Source organism: Arthrobacter sp. 35W (assembly GCF_000482545.1).
In the GTDB taxonomy this organism is placed as follows: Bacteria; Actinomycetota; Actinomycetes; order Actinomycetales; family Micrococcaceae; genus Specibacter.
In genome coordinates this window covers 873,630-892,890 of record NZ_KI519455.1, presented here as the reverse complement: position 1 = coordinate 892,890, position 19,261 = coordinate 873,630, and the positions used below count along the sequence as shown (strand labels likewise).

Below are 19,261 nucleotides of genomic sequence, written 5' to 3'. Positions count from 1 at the left end.
CTAACTAGGAGTGCCCGTGTCTGCACCACTGTCTGAAGAACTGAAGTCCCACACCGCCGCCGCCCACTCCCGCGCGGAGGAGGCCACCTTCGTGGCCGAGCTGATGGGTGGAAAGCGCGACGCCGCCGCCTTGGCCAGCCTGCTGGCCCAGAGCCTGGTGATCTACCGGGCCTTGGAAAAGGCCCAGACGGCACATGTGGACCACCCCCAGCTGGGCGGCTTCATCGATGCCAAGCTGGACCGTGTCGCAGCCCTCGAGGCCGACATGGCGTTCCACTACGGCGCCGATTGGGAGGCCCAGCTGGCCGGCGGCCGGATTGCCATCGCCCCGGCCACGGTGGCCTACGCCGAACTGCTGGACACGCTGGGCCGCGAATCCGCGGAGTTCATCCTCGCCCACCACTACGTCCGCTACATGGGCGACCTCTCCGGCGGCCAGATCATCGCCTCCCTGGTGCAGCGCCACTACGGCATCCCCGCCGAGGGCCTGAACTTCTACCACTTCGCGGCGATCGAGAAGACAAAGCCGTACAAGGACGCCTACCGCGAACGCCTGGACGGCGCCGATTTCACCCGCACCCAGAAGGACGCCATCCTGGCCTACGCCGCGGATTCCTTCGAGCTGAACCGCGCCGTGTTCGTGGACCTGGGCACCCTGCTGGGCGCCCCCGCCGTGCGGGCCTAGATGGACGCCCAGCTCATCTGGACCATTGTCTGCGGCCTGGCGATCGCTGTCGGCGCCACCGGCGTCATCGTGCCGGTGCTGCCGGGCAGCATCCTGATCGGACTCAGCCTGCTGGTCTGGGCCATCGTGATCGGCCAGCCGGTGGGCTGGGTGGTGTTCGGCATCGGCGCGGCCTTTGTGGCCGCCGGGATGCTCTCCAGCGCCGTCCTGACCGGGCGGACCATGAAGGCGCGCCAGATCCCGGGCCGCTCCATCATCGCCGCCCTGGTGCTGGGCATCGTCGGCTTCTTCGTGGTCCCGGTGGTGGGGCTCCTGCTGGGGTTCGCCGTCGGGCTCTTCCTCAGTGAACTGGAACGGCACCGCCAGTTCAAACCGGCCCTGGCCTCCAGCGGCGCCGCCCTGAAGGCAACGGGGTTGGGCATTCTGGTGGAGTTCGGCTTCGCCTCATTGGCCGCGGGGACCTGGGCGGCCGGCGTCTGGTTCCACTTCGCCGGCCGCTGACCCGACCGGTGGTTTCGACGGGCTCAACCACCGTGAGTGACGAACGCCGCCAGCGCGGCCAGCTGGTCCGCCCGGCACTTGTCCTTCAGGTACATCATGTGTCCGGCCTGGTGGTAGTGGTGGCTGAACCGGGCCCTCGCATCGTCTGAAATGTTCAGGTGCGCCCAGACGTACTCCGCGGCAAAGTGGGGCGTGGCGCCGTCGTGGTAGCCGTAGTCCACGTGCACGCGCAGGGCCGGGTTGTAGTTGAGCAGCCGCTCCAGATCACCCGTGACATCCACCGGCGCACCCTCAAAGGTCTTGTAGCTCCACGGGTGCACACGGGCCGTGAGGATCTCATAGGGGAGGTCGTTTTCGTAGCCGAGTTCGGCGCGCACATAGTGGTTGATCGCGGCGGAATAGGGGCCGGTGATGGCCGCCATCGAGGGATCGTCCCAGTTGACGGAGGCGTGGCCGCGCAGGTGCCGCTGCGTGAACCGGCCATCGATCCGGCCCACCGTCAACCCCTCGGCGCGCAGCAGCTCCGCAGAGAACTCCGAGTAGTCCCAGCGCAGATTGGCGCGCCGGATGAAGTCCTCGCCCAGGGTGGTGATCGCGGCCAGGCGGCGGACGACGTCGTCGAACTCCTCGGCGCTGAGCCGGGCACCGGCGGTCAGCGCGTAGCCGAAGCCGCGGGCGGCAAACTCCTCGGCCTCGCGCAGCACATCCTCCAGTTCCCGGCCCGGGTGGCGGCCGTGGAAGTGGGCAATCGCGGCGTAGGTGGGGATGTGCAGTGCGTAGGGGGTGTCGCTGCCCGGCTGGAAATCCAGCGTCGACAGGTTCAGCACCGTGGAGATCAACCCGAGGCCATTCACGGCCATGCCGTAGGCGTCGAAGAGCCGCCCGGCCACGGCCACTGCGCGCAGCGTCCCGTAGCTCTCACCCACCAGATATTTGGGGCTGAGCCAGCGGTTGTTGCGGGTGGTCCAGAGCCGGATCACCTCGGCCACCAGGTCCCGGTCCTCGATGAAGGCGTGGAACTCATCCGCCGCGCCACCGTCCACCACGCGCGAGAATCCAGTGTTCACCGGGTCGATCAGCACCAGATCCGCGTGCTCCAGGATGGTCTGCGGATTGTCGACGACGGCGAACGGGGCCGGGGTGAGCGTGCCGACGTCGCCGCTGTCCACCCGGCGCGGGCCGAGCAGCCCCATGTGCAGCCAGACGCTGGAGGAGCCGGGGCCGCCATTGAAGGCGAACACGATGGGGCGGGGGGTGGCATCTGCCGCCGGGGCGCCGTCGTCCTCCTTGACGTAGCTGACCACGAAGATCTCCGCCTTGGGCTTGAAACCCTTGGTCTTTCCGTCCTTCGTCTCCTCCTGGCGCAGCACCAGACGTCCGGCGGTGCTGGTGTAGCGCAGTCCGGAAGGGAGGGCGTGGGAGCGGGTGGCGAAGTCATCGCTTGCCGGCGCATCTGCGGCGGTGTCGGCGGGGTGTGCGGCGGCGGGGGCGTCTTTGCTGTGGTCGTGGGGCATGGAGTGAGCCTACCGGCTGCCGGGCGGGCCCGTGCGGCACTTCCGTACATAAGTTACTGGTGGGTAGCATGGGGCCATGCACCTCCTTCTCCGCACCCTCTGGCACCTCTTCACGTCCAGCCGGCAGTCCCGGCTGACCATGTGGGACGCCTCGTCCATGCCGATGCGCGTACTTTTCACGGATGTCGACATCAATATGCATATCAACAACGGCATGTATTTCTCGCTGATGGACCTGGGTCGCTTCGACCTGCTGGTGCGTTCGGGGGCCTGGAAGGTGGCCCGGCGCAAGGGCTGGAATCCCGTGGTGAACGCGGAGACCATCGCCTTCAGGAAGTCACTGAAACTGGGCCAGCGCTACACCATCGAATCCAAGGTCCTCGGCTTCGATGAGAAGGCCATGTACTTCGAGCAGCGCATGGTGGCCGGCGGCGAGATCTACGCCCGCGCCTACATCGCCGCACGCCTGGTGGGTAAAAAGGGGCCCATCAGCAACGAGGAGATCTTCGCCGAAATTGGCCAGCCGCCGTCGGACCTCATTCTGCCGGAGTGGATCCACGGCTGGCGCGAGGCCAACGCCCTGCCCGGCTCCCGCCGCCCCGCCCCGCACGCCTGGATCTAACCATCTGTGTGACAGTTAACGCTGTTCTGAGGCCTCAGAACAGCGTTAACTGTCACACAGATGAGGGGTTGGGCGGGTTCCGGGGTGGATCCGCCGCCGGATCGGGGCCAGAACCCTGACCGGCTCTGGCCGCCCGACCCTTGTGTCGGGGTCCGGAAAACCAACAAGAGGCAAACTGATACCTCAAGATTGTTGAACAATTTGGATTAATGCGGCATTCTGGAGTGACCACACCCCTAGAGACTGGGATCACAATGCCCACCATTGATCTAAACAGCGACGTCGGGGAGTCCTTCGGCAACTGGACGTTCGGCGACGACGCCGCCATCATCCGCCAGGTCTCCAGCGTCAACGTGGCCTGTGGATTCCACGCTGGGGACCCCATTGGAATCCGCGCCACCTGCGCCGCCGCCGCCGCAGCCGGCACCACCGTCGGGGCCCACCCCGGCTACCGCGATCTGGCCGGATTCGGCCGCCGCTTCCTCGATATGGACCCGCAGGAACTCACCGACGACGTGATCTACCAGATCAGCGCCGTGCAGGGCATGGCCCGCGCCGCCGGCACCTCGGTGAAGTACGTGAAGCCCCACGGTGCCCTCTACAACACCATCGTCCACCACAAGGCCCAGGCCCAGGCGGTTGTCGAAGCCATTCTGGCCGTTGACCCCACCCTGCCGCTGATGGTGCTGCCCGGTTCCGAAATCCAGCGTGCCGCCCAGGCTGCCGGCCTGCGCACCGTCGCGGAGGCCTTTGCCGACCGCGCCTACAACGCCGATGGCACCCTTGTCTCCCGCCGCGAACCCGGCGCCGTGCTGCACAGCACCGACGCCGTCGTCGCCCACGTCCTTCAAATGGTGACCCAGGGGACGGTCACGGCCATCGACGGCACCGTCATCGAGGTGGCTGCCGAGAGCATCTGCCTGCACGGCGACACCCCCGGTGCCGTCGCCATGGCCGAGGCCGTCAACGCGGCCCTGCGCACCGCCGGTGTCAGCATTGAAAGTTTTGCGTAGGTGGCTGCCGTGACCGATGCAGGCATTCTCGCCATCCTCCCCGCGGGCGACCGCGCCATCCTGGTGGAACTGGACTCCCTGGCCACCGTGCTGACCCTGCAGGCTGCCCTGCAGTCGCGTCCGCAGCCGGGCCAGATCGACGTGGTGGCAGCGGCCTCCACCGTTCTGGTGACGGCCAAGACCGCCGCCGAAGCCCGGCAGATCGCCGCCCACGTGCGCACCCTGGACCTGTCCGGCGAGGCCGCCACCGACGCCACCGAGGTGTCCATTGATGTCGTGTACGACGGCGCGGACCTGGCCGCCGTCGGCGAGCTCACCGGCCTGGGCGCCGACGGCGTCATCGCCGCGCACACCGGCACCATCTGGACCGCTGCCTTCGGCGGCTTCGCCCCCGGCTTCGCCTACCTCGCCGGCGGCGATGCCCGCCTGGAGGTGCCGCGCCGCTCCACGCCGCGCACCGCCGTCCCCGCCGGTGCCGTGGCCCTGGCCGGCGCCTACTCCGCCGTCTACCCGCGCCAGACGCCCGGCGGCTGGCAGCTGATTGGCCGCACCGAGGCCGTGATGTGGGATCTGGACCGCAGCAGCCCCGCGCTCATCCGCCCGGGCAACAAGGTCCGCTTCAACGCCGTCCGCGCCACCGTCGCAGCCCCCAGCGCCGCCCCCGCTGCCGCAGCCCCGGCTGTCGACAAGAACCACGCCGCCGGCCTGCTGGTGGTCCGCCCCGGGCTGCAGTCCACCATCCAGGACCTCGGCCGCCCCGGCAGTGCCGATCTGGGCGTCACCACCGCCGGCGCCATGGACCGCGGCGCACTGCGCCAGGCCAACCGGCTGGCGGGCAACCCCGTGGGCCACGCCGGCATCGAGGTGCTGCACGGCGGCCTGGTGCTGGCCGCCGCCGCGGACCAGGTGCTGGCCGTTGCCGGTGCCGCCGTTGGGCTCACCATCACCGACCCCGACGGCGAGGTGCGCGACGTACCGATGCTGGCGCCGTTCGCCCTGCTTGCCGGGGAGGTCCTGGAACTGGGCACCCCCTCCGCCGGACTGCGCAGCTATGTGGGCGTCCGCGGCGGGATCGACGTCCCGCTGGTGCTGGGCAGCCGCTCCACCGACACGATGTCCGGCATCGGCCCGGCTCCGCTGGCGGCCGGAATGCCGCTGGCCGTGGTGCCGGCGCCGCCGTCATCGGTGGTGGGCAGCCCGGAACTGCCCGGCCCCGCCGCGGACGAGGTCACGGTCCTGCACATGGTCCCCGGCCCGCGCCAGGACTGGTTCGACGACGCCGTCGTCGCCGGCTTCGGGGAGCGGGAATGGACAGTCACACCGCAGTCCAACCGGATCGGCCTGCGCCTGTCCGGCAATGCGCTGGAACGCAGCCGCGAGGGCGAACTGGCCAGCGAGGGCACCGTCCGCGGCGCCATCCAGGTCCCGCCGTCGGGCCAGCCCGTGTTGTTCCTCTCCGACCACCCCGTCACGGGCGGCTACCCCGTCATCGGCGTCGTCGCCACCGCTGATCTGGACAAGGCCGCCCAGCTGCCGCCCGGATCCCGGATCCGGTTTGTCCCGGTCTCCGGCACCGCCTGATCCAGGCACCCACGCACATCCGGCCAGATCTGACTGAGGTCGATCTAGCAACAGCTTTTTCACGAAGGAAACTCCCATGCACAAGGTCCTCATTGCCAACCGCGGCGAAATCGCCGTCCGGATCGCCCGCTCCTGCGACGATGCCGGGCTGGAGTCGGTGGGCATCTACGCCGACGTCGACGCCGACGCCGTCCACGTGGGCGCCGTCACCGAGGCCTACGCGCTGGGCGGCAACAGCCCGGCCGACACCTACCTGAACGTGGAGAAGGTGCTGGCCATCGCCGCCACCTCCGGCGCCGACGCCGTCCACCCCGGCTATGGCTTCCTGGCCGAGAACGCTGACTTCGCCCAGGCCGTGCTGGACGCCGGCCTCATCTGGATCGGCCCGTCCCCGGACGCCATCCGCACCCTAGGCAACAAGGTCAGCGCCCGCGAGATCGCCGTCCGTGCCGGCGCCCCGCTGGCCCCCGGCAGCGACGGCCCGGTGGCCTCCGCCGCCGAGGTGCGCGCGTTCGCCGAAATCCATGGCATGCCGGTGGCCATCAAGGCCGCCTTCGGCGGCGGTGGCCGAGGCCTGAAGGTCGTCTGGGAGATGGACGCCATCGAGGAGGCCTTCGCCTCCGCCGTGCGCGAGTCCAAGGCCGCCTTCGGCCGCGACGAGTGCTTTGTGGAGAAGTTCCTGCACCGCCCCCGCCATGTGGAGGCGCAGATCCTGGCCGACACCCACGGCAACGTCTCCGTCGTCGGCACGCGCGACTGCTCGCTGCAGCGCCGCCACCAGAAGCTGGTGGAAGAGGCTCCGGCCCCGTTCCTGACGGACGCCCAGCGCGAGAGCATCTACACCTCCGCCAAGGCCATCTGCCGCGAGGCCGGCTACACCGGCGCCGGCACCGTGGAGTACCTGGTGGCAGCCGATGGCACCGTCTCCTTCCTGGAGGTCAACACCCGCCTGCAGGTGGAGCACCCCATCACCGAGGAGACCGCCGGCATCGACCTGGTGGCCGTGCAGCTCTCCATCGCCGCCGGCGAGCCGCTGCCCTGGACCGAGGACCCGCAGCCCCGCGGCCACTCCTTCGAGTTCCGCATCAACGCCGAGGACGTGGCCCGCGGCTTCCTGCCCTCTCCCGGCACCGTGGGCGAGTTCACCGTGCCCACCGGCCCGGGCATCCGCGTCGACTCGGGCGTGCGCGCCGGCTCCGTGGTGCCGGGCAGCTTCGACTCCCTGCTGGCCAAGCTGGTGGTGACAGGTGCCGACCGCACCCAGGCCCTGCGCCGCGCCCGCCGTGCACTGGCCGAGTTCACCATCGGCGGCCTCGCCACCGTGCTGCCCTTCCACCGCGCCGTGGTCCGCGACGCCGATTTCACCAAGACCGAAGAGTTTGGCGTCTACACCACTTGGATCGAGAACGAGTTTGCCGAGCGCCTGGCCGCAGACCCGGAGTTCAGCGTGGAGGCCCCCGCCGGGGAGCGCCGCACCATCAGCATCGAGCTCGATGGCAAGCGCGTGGCCCTGGGCCTGCCCGCCGAACTGCTGGACGGCCTGCGCAACGGCGGCATGGCTGCCGGCGTGCGCTTCGCCGACACGGATGACGACGACGCCGAGGACCCCGCCGAGCTGCGCGCCACCATGGCCGGCTCCGTGGTGAAGTGGCTGGTGGCCCCGGGCACCGAGGTCGCCGAGGGCGAGGCCGTGCTGGTGCTGGAGGCCATGAAGATGGAAACCACCGTCAGCGCCCACCGCGCCGGCATCCTGGGCGAGCCGGCCATCGCAGCCGGCGGCGCCGTTGTGCTCAACACGGTGCTGACCACCATCGGCTAAACACCCCAAACTGTCCCGCACTTGGTCCGCCAAGTGCGGGACAGATGTGGTTAAAGCTGGGTGGCCATCCACTCGTCGATGCGGCGCTGGGCCTCGGCCGGGTCCACGTCCTCCACACGGGTCATGATGGCCCAGCGGTGGCCGAAGGGGTCCAGCACGGCGCCAAACCTGTCGCCCGTGACGAAGGTGGAGGGTTCTTCGAATGCCGTGGCCCCGGCGTCGACGGCGGCACGCCAGATGGCATCGACGTCGGTGCAGTAGAGCACATAGGAGTGGTTGACGGCGTTGGTTCCGTCCGGCGGGAGCAGCCCCATCGACGGGACGGGGTCGCTCAGCTGCAGGCGGCCATTGCCGAAATCCAGCTCGGCGTGGGCCACCGTGCCTTCCGGCCCGTCCGTCCGGCCCACCAGCGTGGCGCCAAAGACGGAGGTGTAGAAGGCTATGGCGGCATTGCCGTCCGCGACCACCAGATACGGCGTGATGGAGGTGTAGCCGGCGGGGATGGGCGCGGTGGCGGTGGGTTCTGTTGTCATGAAATCCATCCTGCCTAGACTGCCCCTATGGAGTCTTGGACAGACGCGACAACCGCGCCGCCCACCACCACGGACGTCGGAATCCTGCGGCCGGAGCTGGTGGGGCGGGCCTTCGCGCTGGAGCGCTTCGCCTGCCACCCGGCGCTGGAGCCCTACATCGAGCACTATTGGGCCGTGGCGTGGTCCCTCCCGCAGGCCGCAGTCCAGCCCTCGGAGGTGCTCTCGCATCCGGCCGTCCACCTGACCATTGAGGAGGGCAGCGCCGACCGTTTTGGCGTGGCGATGCCGGCGGCCCTGCTGCACGGCGTGCCCACCCGCCGCTTCGAGATCGGGCTCAGTGGTCAGGGCCGGGTGCTCGGCGCCAAGTTCCGCCCCGGCGGTTTCGCCGCGTTCTCCGGTCTGGCGGTGGATGGACTGACCGACGCCGTCCGGCCCGCGGAGTCGTTCTGGCCCGCTGCCGCCGGGCTGCTGGGGTTGGTGCCGGAGGGCGACGACGACGGCGCCCGCTGCCGTGCGCTGGACGGGTTTCTGGTGGAGCGGCTGCCGGATCCCGACCCCCGCTATCCCGAGGTGCTGGCCATCATCGCCGACGCCCTGGCCGAGCGCTCCATCACCACCGTGGAGGAGCTGGCCCGCCGCCACGGCATCGGCGTCCGCACCCTGCAGCGGCTTATCCGCCGCTATGTGGGGGTGGGGGCCAAGTGGTTGATCGGCCGCTACCGGCTGCACGACGCCCTTGCGGACCTCCAGGCGGACCCCGGGCGGGATCTGTCCGAGCTGGCCCTTGGCCTGGGCTGGTACGACCAGGCCCACTTCACAAGGGATTTCTCCGCCGCCGTGGGCACCAGCCCGGCCCGCTACGCGCGGCGCAGCCGCGATGCGTGACCGCGTCCGTCAGCCCAGGCCCAGTGCCGCCAGCGCCTCGCGGGCCTGAGCCCGCGCCTGGGCCGGACTCGGCGCATCCGCCAATCCCAGGAGCCGCTGCCGGTGGTTCTCCCCGAGCAGCAGCGTATAGAGCAACTGGGCCTTGGCGGCCGCTGCATCCGCCGGGCCCAGGCGGTCCGCCAGGAAGGTGATGGACCGGGCGGGCCCGTTCTCGTAGAACGCGGCCGCGAGTTCCGGGAAGCGCAGCGCCTCGGCCATCACCAGGCGGTGCAGGGCCACGGCCTGGTCGCTGTGAAGGGCTGCCACGATGGCAAGGGAGGCATCCTCAAGGCCGCCGCCGCCGTCGTACTGGCGGATGTACTCATGCTGGCGCCCGATGGCGGCGGCAAACAGCCCCGTCTTGTCAGTGAAGTGGACATAGATGGTCCGCTTGGTGGCCTGGGCGCGGGTCGCCACAGCCTCGATGGTGGTGCCCGCAAAGCCGTTCGCGAGGAACTCCGCCGTGGCGGCGTTGAGGATTGCCTCGCGCCGTGCAGCCTGCTCCGCGGCCGCCGGACGGCCCCGCCTGGCGCTGGTTTCCATGCCCATGCCCACCCTCTTGTTGATGCCCGAAGTATTAATGATACGCTGACGTTTCATTTTAGAAGGGACGGCCATGACAGGAAACCGGATTCTCCACGTTGCCCTCGCCGACGACTGGGAGGCATGCCTGCGCTTCGGCGAATATGAGGTCTCCACCCGCGGGGTGCCCCTGGACGAGACGGGGTTCATCCACGCCTGCACCCCTGGGCCGCTGCCGGCGGTGCTTGAAAGGGTCTATGCGGGGATCCGCGAATCGCTGGTGCTGGTGGTGGTCGACGCCGGGGCGCTCGCCGACGCCGGCATCGAGCTGCGCTGGGAACCGACGTCGGATGCGAATCCCCGGCCGCGGATCATGGGCGCGCTGCCCATGGAGGAGCCCGTCATTGCCTCGGTGCTGCCGCTGGAGCCGGCGGGCGATTCGTGGGCCATCCCCGACCTGACGGGGCTGGCGGGGTGATCCCCGGCGGGCCGGCCGTTAGGGGATGGCGAGGACGACGTCGTTGGTGACAGCGGGGCCGCCGCACTGGTCGGTGCCGCCCACCCTTTTCCAGTTCAGGTCAACCGTCTTCTGGGTCAGGATGACGCCACCGGCGTCCAGGGCCTGGAAGGTCAGGGTGCCGGGGGTGTTCATGCCCACCTGGAAGCTCCAGTCGGTGCCACCGGCGCGGGTGGCCCGGTCCTCGCCGAGGACGGGGGAGGCCGGCGTGGTGGCCGCGGCCGCACCGGGGCCGCAGTCGCCAATGCCGCAGACGGTAATGGCCGCGACGGCGGCGCTGTTGCCGGTGGTGGTGATCGTGAGGCTGTTGCCCCAGCCGATGGCGGGGCAGGCGCCGGGGGTGGAGTCGCGCATGATGGCGCCAATGATCAACGCCATGGCAATGGCTGCCACGACGGGCACCACAATGAGCTCAATCCGGTGCCGGCTCTCAGTTCTGACCCGCATTCCAGCCATGCTACCGGCGCAGGCTGGACGTCTGCCGGGAGGATTCCGACCGTTTCCGGGGTGGCCGCAGGGGTGGCCCACAGGAAGCGGGAGTCAAAAAACGGCCGGCGCGCTAAGATCGGTCCATGCTGCCGTCCGAGATGCCCAAGGCCAGCACTCCTGTGCAGCCAAAGTACCCCGTCCACACCGCGCGCCTGCGCCTGCGCCCCGTGCGCATGCGGGATCTGAAGGCCATCAACGCCTACCGTTCGCTGCCGGAGGTCACCCGCTACCTGCCGCACGGGCCGCACACCATGGCCGACACCGAGGCCACGCTGCGCTCCATGACGGCCCAGACCGGGCTGCAGGTGCCGGGGCAGTGGCTGGACCTGGCCGTTGAGGTGGAGGGAAGCCCGACGGCGGTGGGCGAAGTTCTGCTGAAATGGAACGCCGGCGACCCGCGCCAGGGCGAGATCGGCTTTGTCTTCAACCCCGAGGTCCACGGCCAGGGCATCGCCCAGGAGGCGGTTTCCGAGGCGCTCCGCATTGCCTTCGAGGACTTTGGCTGGCACCGCGTGGAAGGCATCTGCGATGAGCGCAACGTTCGCTCCGCGGCCCTGATGGAACGACTGGGCATGCGGCGCGAGGCCACCTTCAAGGACGCGGACTGGTTCAAGGGTGATTGGTCCACCCTCTGCTACTACGGCATGCTGCGCCGCGAGTGGATGGCGCTGCGAGCGGGGCCCTCCAACAGTTGATTGTGCGGAGCCAAGAGACGCTGGCGGGGTCTCGACAGGCTCGGCCACCGTGTGCGCGCCCTAAACGCCGTCGGCCGCCTCCAAACGTCCTGACCGGACGGCTGCCGCAAAGGCCTCGTAGTCGCGTTCATTCTGGTCTGCATACCGCTCGGCAAAATCGCTGATCGACTCATCGAACTTGCCGCTCTTGCCCAGGTAGGCGGCGATGGCTATCGGGTCGCCCGATCGGGCGTGGGCGCGTGCCAGCGTCCAGCCGCACACGCCGGCGTAGAACGTCATGCCGGGCGGCCGCATCCCTTCCACGACGACCGAGCCCTTCATGTCCCGCAGTTGGCGCCAGTACAGGCATCTGTTGTCGATCGAGCCCTGGCTCCAGCCCAGAAAGATGTCGCTCGCGGCCTGCATCATCCGCTGCCCCCGCACCACGCGCTCGCCGGACTGGCTGAACCGGCTCCTGGGCAGGTGGTCCTCAAGCACCGACGTCGTTGCCTCCTTGACCTGGAGGAACAGCGGATCCTGCTGGTCCCGCCCCTGGAGCAGGGCGATGAACGCCTGCGTGCCCACGCTGCCGACGCCCACCACCTTGCGGGCGACATCGATGATCTGGAACTGCTCGAGCAGGTGGCGGCGGTCGTCCGGCAGGGTGGCCCGGTAGGAACGGAGCTGCTCGGCAATGGCGCGCCCAATGTCATCGCCGGACAGCCCATACAGTTCACCCAGCTCACGGACGGGGACGATGATCGGCGGCTGGCTGACGATCCGGTACGTCCCGTCCACCAGCTCAGCGAGCTTGGACAGTGCATGCATGCTGTCCCGGGAGCGGGCCTTGGCCACGCTCTGCCGGGCGGCAATGGCACCGTTCCGGGCCTTCTTCAGGGCCTTGCCCTTTTGGGATGCGACGGCGGCATCCAGGGCCGCGGACAGCTGCTCCTCGGACAAATGGGCGTACCAGATGTCCAGCGTGCGCATGCGGGCGAATCTGGCCATCGCCTCGCGGTAGGTCCGCACAGCGGTGAGGGTCGCCTTGCGCACGTCCTTTTCCCAAAAGCCGTTGTTCCGCGCTGCGATGGTGAAGCTGGCGGCCAGGCGTTTGACGTCGTACTCGAACGGCCCCGGAAGAGTCTCGTCGAAGTCGTTCAGGTCAAAGAGCAGATTCCGCTCCGGGGAGGCGAAGAAGCCGAAATTGGCCAGATGGGCGTCGCCGCACAGCTGGACGGCCAGCCCGGCCCGCGGGGTGTCCTTCAGATCGGCGGCCATGATCTTGGCGGCGCCCCGGTAGAACGCGAACGGCGAGGCCAGCATCCGGCCATGGCGCACCGGCACGAGGTCCTGTTCGCGGGTGCGGTTCTGCTCCTCCAGAAGCGCCACCGGATCCGGGCGGCCGGGCACCGGGGCCCAGCCGGCGTGGCTGGCGACGGGCACCGCATCCCGGAGCCGTTTGCCCGCCGCGGTGCGTTCCTCGACGCTGGGGTGCGTGATCTTCTCCTCGGCCATGCTGCGATTCTGTCCCCGCAGGCGCCACCCGTCAACGCACGTGGCGGCCGGCTTGGCCATGCGCGCCGCAACAAACACTAGGCTTGGTGCCATGACGTTTGAGGCGGTACTGGAAGAGCTGCGGCCCCTGGCCAAGGGTGCCAAGCACGCGCACACCGGGCTGTGGGTGTCCCAGCAGCTGCGCCAGCGGATTGCCGACGGCCAACTGCCCCCCGGAACCAAGCTCTCAGAGGAGGCCTTGGGCGAGGCTCTCGGCGTCTCGCGCAATACGCTGCGGGAGGCCTTCACCTCGCTGAACGCCGAGCACATCATCACCCGCATCCCCAACCGCGGAGTGTTCGTGGCCCAGCCCAGCGCCGCAGACGTCCAGGAAATCTACCGCGTACGCCGCTTCCTGGAGCCGGCGGCCATCATGTGGCATGAGCCCGCCGCGGTCGACGATCTTGAAGCCATCGTGGCCACCGCCCGCGTGGCCGCCTCGCAGGGGGACATCCCCGGCATGGCCGGCGCAAACCAGAGCTTCCACCGGGCGCTGGTGGCCCGTGCCCGCAGTGAACGCCTTGATGCCCTGATGGCCCAGGTCCTGGCCGAAATGCGCCTCGTGTTCCATGCCATGGGGGCCAATCCCGAGTTCCATGAGCCCTACGTTGAGGACAATGCGGAGCTGATCCGGCTGGTTTCCGCGGGAGAAAATGCCGCTGCGGCGGCGTTCATGCGCACCTATTTGGACCGCGCGGAGGCCCAGCTGTTGCGCGCCATGGCTGGCTAGACCGGTCTAAACAACCCCTGCGACGGCCCCAGTGGCCGAAATTTGTTGTTGGCCGAATCTTGCCAGATTGTTCAACAAAAGCATATGCTGTGGTTCACAGTGATAGGCACCACTATCCGGGGGACACTCGATCCACACCAGGCCGTTGGCCGCCGTGCCTCAATAACTACACTCGACCGCGGACCGCTCCAGGTCCACGCGGGAATGGAAGATCATGCTCGTACTCATCGGGGTATTGCTGGTGATTGTTGGCTTTGCCATCCGCCTGAACCCACTGATCGTTGTCACAGTTTCCGGCATCGTCACGGCCCTTCTGGGTGGCCTGTCGCCCATGGAAATCCTTGAGGCCTTTGGCACCGGCTTCGCCAGCAGCCGCTCGGTCACCATCTTTGTGGTGGTCCTGCCGGTGATCGGCATCATCGAGCGCTTTGGTCTGCAGGAGCAGGCCAAGACGCTGATCTCCAAGCTGGCCAAGCTCACTGCCGGCCGCGTCCTGCTCGGCTACCTGCTGATCCGCCAGGCCACGGCAGCCGTGGGCCTGACCGGCATTGGCGGGCACGCCCAGGCCGTCCGTCCGCTGGTGTTCCCGATGGCCGAGGGTGCCGCGCTGCGCCGCTATGGCAAGGTCCCGGACAAGGTCAAGGAGAAGATCAAGGCCCACTCCGCCGCCGCCGACAATGTGGGCGTGTTCTTCGGTGAAGATGTCTTCGTCGCCGTCGGCTCCATCCTGCTGATCACCACCTTCGTGGACACCACCTACGGACTGCACCTTGAGCCGTTGGAGCTGGCCGTCTGGGCCATCCCCACCGCCATCATCGCCTTCCTGATCCACGGCTTCCGCCTGCTGCGCCTCGACCGCCAGCTGGACAAGGAAGTCCGCGCGATCGAAGCAGAAGAGAAGAACAATGAGACTGTCACCGCCGGAGGCAACGCATGATCAAGGTTGAGGCAGTCTTCTGGCTGATTGGCATTCTCTTCGTCGCGTGGTCGCTGCTGATCGCCCGCGAAACCACCCACCCCAAGCGCTGGGGCAGCGCCGCCTTCTGGGGCATCCTGGGCCTGTGCTTCTTCTACGGAACCTGGGTCCAGGCCAAGACGGCACCGGCCTGGATCCTGGGTGTGGCGGTCCTCGTCCTCGTCGCCCTGGCCAGCACCGGAGTGCTCGGTGACGGCAAGACCAAGACCACCAGCATTGAGCGGCGCACCGAGCTTGCCGCCAAGTTCGGCAACAAGCTCTTCATCCCGGCACTCGTCCTGCCCGTGGTCACGGTGCTCATCGTGCTGCTGGCCCCGGTGCTGAAGGTCGGCGGCCAGCCGATCATCGATCCCACCAACACCACCCTCGTGGCCCTGGCCATCGGCGCCGTTGCGGCAGCCGTCGTCGCCGTCGTGATCCTCAAGCCCAAGCAGAAGCTCGCCCCCGTGTTCGAGGGCCGCCGCATCCTGGAGTCCATCGGTTGGGCGGCACTGCTGCCGCAGATGCTCTCCACCCTGGGCATCCTCTTCACCAAGGCCGGTGTCGGCACCGCCGTCGGCACGCTCGCCAAGGGCGTCCTGCCCGAGGGCTCGCTGATCGCCGCCGTCATCGTCTACTCCGTGGGCATGTTCCTGTTCACCGTGCTGATGGGCAACGCGTTCGCCGCCTTCCCGATCATGACCGCCGCCGTTGGCTGGCCGGTTCTGGTGCAGACCTTTGACGGCACCCCGGCCATCATCTTCGCCATCGGCATGCTCGCCGGCTTCTGCGGCACGCTGTGCACGCCCATGGCCGCCAACTTCAACCTGGTGCCGGCGGCCCTGCTGGAGATGAAGAACAAGTTCGGTGTCATCAAGGCGCAGTGGGCCACGGCCGTTCCGCTGCTGGGCGCCAACATCGTCCTGATGTACTTCCTCGCCTTCAACTAACGTACAAACCAGTTCAAAGGAGCATTCATGACCGAGAACGCCGCCGCCCAGATGGACCAGCTTGCTGGTGTCTACGCGGACATCGTCCTGGACAACTTGTCCCGGCCCTACCCGTACGCCTCCCACCACGTGGAGACGTCCCTGGATGACCGGCCGAGCCCGCAGGAACTGCACCCGGCGTTCTACACATCCTTTGACTGGCACTCCTGCGTGCACATGACGTGGCTGGGTGTGAGCCTGTTGGAGCACGGGCTCGACGCCGACCGCGACGCCGCCCTGCGCGCCGCCCTGGAGGCGAACCTGACGGCCGAGAACCTGGCCGTCGAGGGCGCCTACCTGCTGGCGAACCCTTCCTGGGAGCGCCCGTACGGCTGGGCCTGGCTGGTGCGCCTGGCCGCCGCTGCAGGCACCTCGGCGGACGAGCAGATCAGCCGCTGGGGCGCTGCCCTTGAGCCGCTGGTGGACATCGTCGCCTCCCTGGTGGCCGGCTGGACCGCCAAGGCGGAGTTCCCGGTGCGCCACGGTCTGCACACCAACGCCGCCTTCGGGCTGGGCATGATGCTGGATTCCTTCCGCATGCTGGGCCGGGACGAGGCTGCCGCCGTCTGTGAAAAGGCCGCCCTTGGCTGGTTCGCGAACGACGCCGGCTGGCCGGGCGAGTGGGAAATGAGCGGCCAGGACTTCCTGTCCGCTGGTCTGAGCGAGGCGGACCTGATGGCCCGCGTGCTCGACGCCGATGCCTTCGCCGCCTGGTTTGCCGCCTTCCTGCCGGAGCTGTCCCCACAGTCGCGCATCGTGGCCAAGGCCACCGTGACAGATGAGTCCGATGGCTACCTGGCGCACCTGAACGGGCTGAACCTGACCCGTGCGGGCCAGATCATCCGCATCCGCAAGGCGCTGGCCGCCTCCGCCGGTGGCGCGGCCGGCACTGTCGCCGTGCTGGACGCCGCGCTGGAGCCGCTGCTGTCCGCCGGCATGAAGTCAGTGATCACGGAGGAGTTCATGTCCAGCCACTGGCTGGCGAGCTTCGCCTGGGATGCCTTGGCGTCCGCGAGGTAGCAAAAAAACACAACACGTTGCCGATACCACCATCGGCAACCGGGTGCCAGCGTGCCGGGGGTTGTTCCCCTCGGTCCGCTGGCATTCGGCGTTTCCGGGCGTAGTATCTCTGATAACCTAGCCGTATCCACGGACCTCCCGGCCTTCTCTTGGCCGGTCGCAGATAACGGGTGGACGCTCATTTATTCATTGTGGACTAAGGAGTTCCTAGTGCATTTGACGCCCCGTGAGAACGAAAAACTCATGATCGTTGTCGCAGCCGATCTTGCCCGCCGGCGCCAGGGCCGCGGCCTGAAACTCAACCATCCAGAGGCCATCGCCATTCTCAGCTATGAGCTGGCCGAGGGCGCCCGGGACGGCCGCACCGTGGCCGAGCTGATGAGCTACGGAGCCACCATCCTGCGCCGCGAGGATGTCATGGAGGGCGTGGCGGACATGATCGCCGACGTCCAGGTGGAAGCGACCTTCCCCGACGGCACCAAGCTTGTAACCGTCCACAACCCGATCCGCTGAGTGCAGGAGGACGACCATGAAACCCGGTGAATACCTGTTGCTGGATGAGAACATCAGCTGCAATGCGGGGCTGATTCCCCTTTCCCTGACCGTCACCAACCGCGGTGACAGGCCCATCCAGGTGGGCTCGCACTACCACTTTGCCGAAGTCAACGACGCGCTGGAGTTCGACCGCGGCGCCGCCTACGGCTTCCGGCTGGACATCCCCGCCGGCACCGCCGTGCGCTTTGAGCCCGGCGACGCCAAGACCGTCAACCTTGTCACGCTCGGCGGCAGCCGCGAGGTCTACGGCTTCCGCGACGCCGTCAACGGCCCCCTGAACGCTTCCCGCGGCCTGGTTTCCCTGGAGGATGACACCAAATGAGCTTTGAACTGAGCCGCAAGCAGTACTCGGACCTGTACGGCCCCACCACGGGCGACGCCGTCCGGCTGGCCGATACGGAGCTGATCGCCGAGATCGAGTACGACCACACCAACTACGGTGAGGAAGTGGTGTTCGGCGGCGGCAAGGTGATCCGCGACGGCATGGGCCAAAACGGCCAGCTGATCCGCGAGGAAGACATCCCCGACACCGTCATCACCAACGTCATCGTGCTGGACTACACCGGCATCTACAAGGCCGATGTGGCGCTGCGCGACGGGCACATCTTCAAGATCGGCAAAGCGGGCAACCCGCAGATCTCCTCGGGCGTGAACATCACCATCGGTGTGGCCACGGACATCATCGCCGGCGAGGGCAAGATCCTCACAGCCGGCGGCATCGACACCCACGTGCACTTCGTCAGCCCGGACCAGGTGCCGGTGGCCCTGGCCTCCGGCGTCACCACGATGATCGGCGGCGGCACCGGACCCTCGGATGCCTCCAAGGCCACCACCGTCACCCCCGGCCCCTGGCACATCTCCCGGATGCTCCAGGCCGTGGACAACCTGCCCATCAACATCGGCCTGCTGGGCAAGGGCCACGCCAGCTCCATCGAGCCGCTGGCCGAGCAGATCCGCGCCGGTGCCATCGGCCTGAAGGTCCACGAGGACTGGGGCTCCACCACCTCCTCGATCGACATGTCCCTGCGTGTGGCGGACGAATACGACGTCCAGGTGGCCATCCACTCGGACACGCTCAACGAGTGCGGCTTCGTGGAGGACACCATCGCCGCCATCGCCGGCCGCGTGATCCATACCTTCCACACCGAAGGTGCCGGTGGCGGGCACGCCCCGGACATCATCAAGGTGGCCGGCATGTCCAATGTGCTGCCGGCCTCCACCAACCCCACGCTGCCGTACACGGTGAACACCGTCGATGAGCACCTGGACATGCTGATGGTCTGCCACCACCTGAGCCCGGACATCCCTGAGGACGTGGCGTTTGCCGATTCGCGCATCCGCAAGGAGACCATCGCAGCCGAGGACGTGCTGCACGATCTGGGCGTCTTCTCCATCACCAGCTCCGATTCCCAGGCCATGGGACGCGTGGGCGAGGTGGTGCTGCGCACCTGGCAGGTGGCCGACGCCATGAAGCGCCAGCGTGGAAAGTTCGACGACGATCCGGCCGTGGGCGACAACGCCCGGCTCAAGCGCTACGTCGCCAAGTACACGATCAACCCGGCCATTGCGCACGGCATCGACGACTACGTGGGCAGCATCGAAGAGGGCAAGTTTGCCGACCTGGTGCTCTGGGACCCGGCGTTCTTCGGCGTGAAGCCGGAAATGGTCATCAAGGGCGGCCAGATGGTGATGAGCGTGATGGGGGATCCCAACGCCTCCATCCCCACCCCGCAGCCGCGCACGCTGCGCGGCAACTTCGCGGCCCTGGGCCGTGCCGTGCACTCCAGCTCCATCACCTTCCTGTCGAAGGCGGCCGTGGAAGCGGGCGTCCCGGCGGCGCTGGGTCTGCAGCACGAGATCCGTGCCTGCCACGGCATCCGCAACCTGACCAAGGCGGACATGAAGCTCAACGGCGAGACGCCGGACATCCAGGTGGATCCGCAGACCTACACAGTCACCGTGGACGGCGTCCCGGCGACGGCGGAACCCTCCACCGTGCTGCCGATGGCCCAGCGCTACTTCCTGTTCTAGAACCGGACCCCGCCAGGGGCCGGCCGATTTCTT

21 protein-coding genes are annotated in these 19,261 nt (G+C 68.3%); 16 read left to right on the top strand and 5 right to left on the bottom strand.

The annotated features are described in order from the left end of the window. Positions 1–16: 16 nt before the first annotated feature. Together K254_RS0116225 and K254_RS0116220 are read left to right on the top strand one after the other, a co-directional pair. The gene (locus tag K254_RS0116225; protein WP_051389300.1) at positions 17–685 is read left to right on the top strand and encodes a biliverdin-producing heme oxygenase; all 669 of its coding nucleotides are present in this window, start codon (positions 17–19) and stop codon (positions 683–685) included. Further along, a complete protein-coding gene (locus K254_RS0116220; RefSeq protein ID WP_026556257.1) occupies positions 686–1,186 on the top strand; it encodes a DUF456 domain-containing protein in 501 nt (166 codons plus the stop codon). Between the two features lie 23 nt (positions 1,187–1,209). Here the strand turns inward: K254_RS0116220 and K254_RS0116215 are convergent, their stop codons facing one another. Beyond that, positions 1,210–2,700 (bottom strand): S10 family peptidase, encoded by a 1,491-nt coding sequence (locus K254_RS0116215; RefSeq protein ID WP_026556256.1) that lies wholly within the window; start codon positions 2,698–2,700, stop codon positions 1,210–1,212. A gap of 76 nt (positions 2,701–2,776) precedes the next feature. Here K254_RS0116215 and K254_RS0116210 point away from each other — a divergent pair, with 76 nt between their 5' ends. The 4 genes from K254_RS0116210 (at position 2,777) to K254_RS0116195 (ending at position 7,735) form a co-directional block, all read left to right on the top strand. Beyond that, positions 2,777–3,322: an acyl-CoA thioesterase gene (locus K254_RS0116210; protein ID WP_026556255.1), complete on the top strand. Its 546-nt coding sequence runs from the start codon at positions 2,777–2,779 to the stop codon at positions 3,320–3,322. Between the two features lie 254 nt (positions 3,323–3,576). Next, positions 3,577–4,335: a LamB/YcsF family protein gene (locus K254_RS0116205; protein ID WP_026556254.1), complete on the top strand. Its 759-nt coding sequence runs from the start codon at positions 3,577–3,579 to the stop codon at positions 4,333–4,335. Beyond that, positions 4,336–5,916, top strand: a complete 1,581-nt coding sequence (locus tag K254_RS0116200; protein ID WP_035750262.1) for an urea amidolyase family protein — start codon at positions 4,336–4,338, stop codon at positions 5,914–5,916. It begins immediately after the preceding gene. 76 nt (positions 5,917–5,992) lie between these two features. After that, positions 5,993–7,735 (top strand): acetyl/propionyl/methylcrotonyl-CoA carboxylase subunit alpha, encoded by a 1,743-nt coding sequence (locus K254_RS0116195; RefSeq protein WP_026556252.1) that lies wholly within the window; start codon positions 5,993–5,995, stop codon positions 7,733–7,735. A gap of 50 nt (positions 7,736–7,785) precedes the next feature. Here K254_RS0116195 and K254_RS0116190 read toward each other — a convergent pair whose 3' ends face one another. Beyond that, on the bottom strand, positions 7,786–8,268 hold the full coding sequence (locus tag K254_RS0116190; RefSeq protein ID WP_026556251.1) for a VOC family protein: 483 nt from the start codon (positions 8,266–8,268) through the stop codon (positions 7,786–7,788). 27 nt (positions 8,269–8,295) lie between these two features. Here K254_RS0116190 and K254_RS23670 point away from each other — a divergent pair, with 27 nt between their 5' ends. Further along, positions 8,296–9,153 (top strand): AraC family transcriptional regulator, encoded by an 858-nt coding sequence (locus tag K254_RS23670; protein WP_051389299.1) that lies wholly within the window; start codon positions 8,296–8,298, stop codon positions 9,151–9,153. Between the two features lie 9 nt (positions 9,154–9,162). Here K254_RS23670 and K254_RS0116180 read toward each other — a convergent pair whose 3' ends face one another. Beyond that, on the bottom strand, positions 9,163–9,792 hold the full coding sequence (locus K254_RS0116180; protein WP_196810983.1) for a TetR/AcrR family transcriptional regulator: 630 nt from the start codon (positions 9,790–9,792) through the stop codon (positions 9,163–9,165). A 16-nt stretch (positions 9,793–9,808) separates the two neighbouring features. Here K254_RS0116180 and K254_RS0116175 point away from each other — a divergent pair, with 16 nt between their 5' ends. After that, entirely contained in the window at positions 9,809–10,192 is a 384-nt protein-coding gene (locus K254_RS0116175; RefSeq protein ID WP_026556249.1) for a DUF952 domain-containing protein, read from the top strand. Positions 10,193–10,210: 18 nt separating this feature from the next. Here K254_RS0116175 and K254_RS0116170 read toward each other — a convergent pair whose 3' ends face one another. Beyond that, positions 10,211–10,678, bottom strand: coding sequence for a hypothetical protein (locus K254_RS0116170; RefSeq protein WP_155848603.1), 468 nt, complete (start codon positions 10,676–10,678; stop codon positions 10,211–10,213). 125 nt (positions 10,679–10,803) lie between these two features. On the opposite strand from K254_RS0116170, the gene K254_RS0116165 reads away from it, so the two are divergent. Beyond that, a complete protein-coding gene (locus K254_RS0116165) occupies positions 10,804–11,415 on the top strand; it encodes a GNAT family N-acetyltransferase (protein ID WP_051389298.1) in 612 nt (203 codons plus the stop codon). 60 nt (positions 11,416–11,475) lie between these two features. Here K254_RS0116165 and K254_RS0116160 read toward each other — a convergent pair whose 3' ends face one another. Then, positions 11,476–12,909, bottom strand: a complete 1,434-nt coding sequence (locus tag K254_RS0116160; RefSeq protein WP_026556246.1) for a DUF2252 domain-containing protein — start codon at positions 12,907–12,909, stop codon at positions 11,476–11,478. A 91-nt stretch (positions 12,910–13,000) separates the two neighbouring features. Between K254_RS0116160 and K254_RS0116155 the strand changes: the two genes are divergently transcribed. The 7 genes from K254_RS0116155 (at position 13,001) to ureC (ending at position 19,228) form a co-directional block, all read left to right on the top strand. Continuing rightward, positions 13,001–13,678, top strand: a complete 678-nt coding sequence (locus K254_RS0116155) for a GntR family transcriptional regulator (RefSeq protein WP_026556245.1) — start codon at positions 13,001–13,003, stop codon at positions 13,676–13,678. Positions 13,679–13,892: 214 nt separating this feature from the next. Then, positions 13,893–14,615, top strand: coding sequence for a DUF969 domain-containing protein (locus K254_RS0116150; protein ID WP_026556244.1), 723 nt, complete (start codon positions 13,893–13,895; stop codon positions 14,613–14,615). Continuing rightward, positions 14,612–15,583, top strand: a complete 972-nt coding sequence (locus K254_RS0116145; RefSeq protein ID WP_026556243.1) for a DUF979 domain-containing protein — start codon at positions 14,612–14,614, stop codon at positions 15,581–15,583. The genes K254_RS0116150 and K254_RS0116145 overlap by 4 nt, the downstream gene beginning before the upstream one ends. Before the next feature lie 27 nt (positions 15,584–15,610). After that, entirely contained in the window at positions 15,611–16,642 is a 1,032-nt protein-coding gene (locus K254_RS0116140; RefSeq protein ID WP_035750261.1) for a DUF2891 family protein, read from the top strand. Positions 16,643–16,852: 210 nt separating this feature from the next. Next, on the top strand, positions 16,853–17,155 hold the full coding sequence (locus K254_RS0116135; RefSeq protein ID WP_026556241.1) for an urease subunit gamma: 303 nt from the start codon (positions 16,853–16,855) through the stop codon (positions 17,153–17,155). 16 nt (positions 17,156–17,171) lie between these two features. Beyond that, complete coding sequence (locus tag K254_RS23665) at positions 17,172–17,519, top strand: urease subunit beta (RefSeq protein WP_035750260.1); 348 nt, start codon at positions 17,172–17,174, stop codon at positions 17,517–17,519. Further along, a complete protein-coding gene (gene ureC, locus K254_RS0116125; protein WP_026556240.1) occupies positions 17,516–19,228 on the top strand; it encodes an urease subunit alpha in 1,713 nt (570 codons plus the stop codon). Before K254_RS23665 ends, ureC begins: the two co-directional genes overlap by 4 nt. The last annotated feature ends 33 nt before the right edge of the window (positions 19,229–19,261 follow it).

Bases quoted from the DNA above. Each gene is read 5' to 3' on its own strand.
- K254_RS0116180 (WP_196810983.1), bottom strand. From the start codon at position 9,792: ATGAAACGTCAGCGTATCATTAATACTTCGGGCATCAACAAGAGGGTG.
- K254_RS0116145 (WP_026556243.1), top strand. From the start codon at position 14,612: ATGATCAAGGTTGAGGCAGTCTTCTGGCTGATTGGCATTCTCTTCGTC.
- K254_RS0116165 (WP_051389298.1), top strand. From the start codon at position 10,804: ATGCTGCCGTCCGAGATGCCCAAGGCCAGCACTCCTGTGCAGCCAAAG.
- K254_RS0116140 (WP_035750261.1), top strand. From the start codon at position 15,611: ATGACCGAGAACGCCGCCGCCCAGATGGACCAGCTTGCTGGTGTCTAC.
- ureC (WP_026556240.1), top strand. From the start codon at position 17,516: ATGAGCTTTGAACTGAGCCGCAAGCAGTACTCGGACCTGTACGGCCCC.
- K254_RS0116220 (WP_026556257.1), top strand. From the start codon at position 686: ATGGACGCCCAGCTCATCTGGACCATTGTCTGCGGCCTGGCGATCGCT.
- K254_RS0116215 (WP_026556256.1), bottom strand. From the start codon at position 2,700: ATGCCCCACGACCACAGCAAAGACGCCCCCGCCGCCGCACACCCCGCC.
- K254_RS23665 (WP_035750260.1), top strand. From the start codon at position 17,172: ATGAAACCCGGTGAATACCTGTTGCTGGATGAGAACATCAGCTGCAAT.
- K254_RS0116160 (WP_026556246.1), bottom strand. From the start codon at position 12,909: ATGGCCGAGGAGAAGATCACGCACCCCAGCGTCGAGGAACGCACCGCG.
- K254_RS0116175 (WP_026556249.1), top strand. From the start codon at position 9,809: ATGACAGGAAACCGGATTCTCCACGTTGCCCTCGCCGACGACTGGGAG.
- K254_RS0116170 (WP_155848603.1), bottom strand. From the start codon at position 10,678: ATGCGGGTCAGAACTGAGAGCCGGCACCGGATTGAGCTCATTGTGGTG.
- K254_RS0116155 (WP_026556245.1), top strand. From the start codon at position 13,001: ATGACGTTTGAGGCGGTACTGGAAGAGCTGCGGCCCCTGGCCAAGGGT.
- K254_RS23670 (WP_051389299.1), top strand. From the start codon at position 8,296: ATGGAGTCTTGGACAGACGCGACAACCGCGCCGCCCACCACCACGGAC.
- K254_RS0116150 (WP_026556244.1), top strand. From the start codon at position 13,893: ATGCTCGTACTCATCGGGGTATTGCTGGTGATTGTTGGCTTTGCCATC.
- K254_RS0116210 (WP_026556255.1), top strand. From the start codon at position 2,777: ATGCACCTCCTTCTCCGCACCCTCTGGCACCTCTTCACGTCCAGCCGG.
- K254_RS0116195 (WP_026556252.1), top strand. From the start codon at position 5,993: ATGCACAAGGTCCTCATTGCCAACCGCGGCGAAATCGCCGTCCGGATC.
- K254_RS0116190 (WP_026556251.1), bottom strand. From the start codon at position 8,268: ATGACAACAGAACCCACCGCCACCGCGCCCATCCCCGCCGGCTACACC.
- K254_RS0116205 (WP_026556254.1), top strand. From the start codon at position 3,577: ATGCCCACCATTGATCTAAACAGCGACGTCGGGGAGTCCTTCGGCAAC.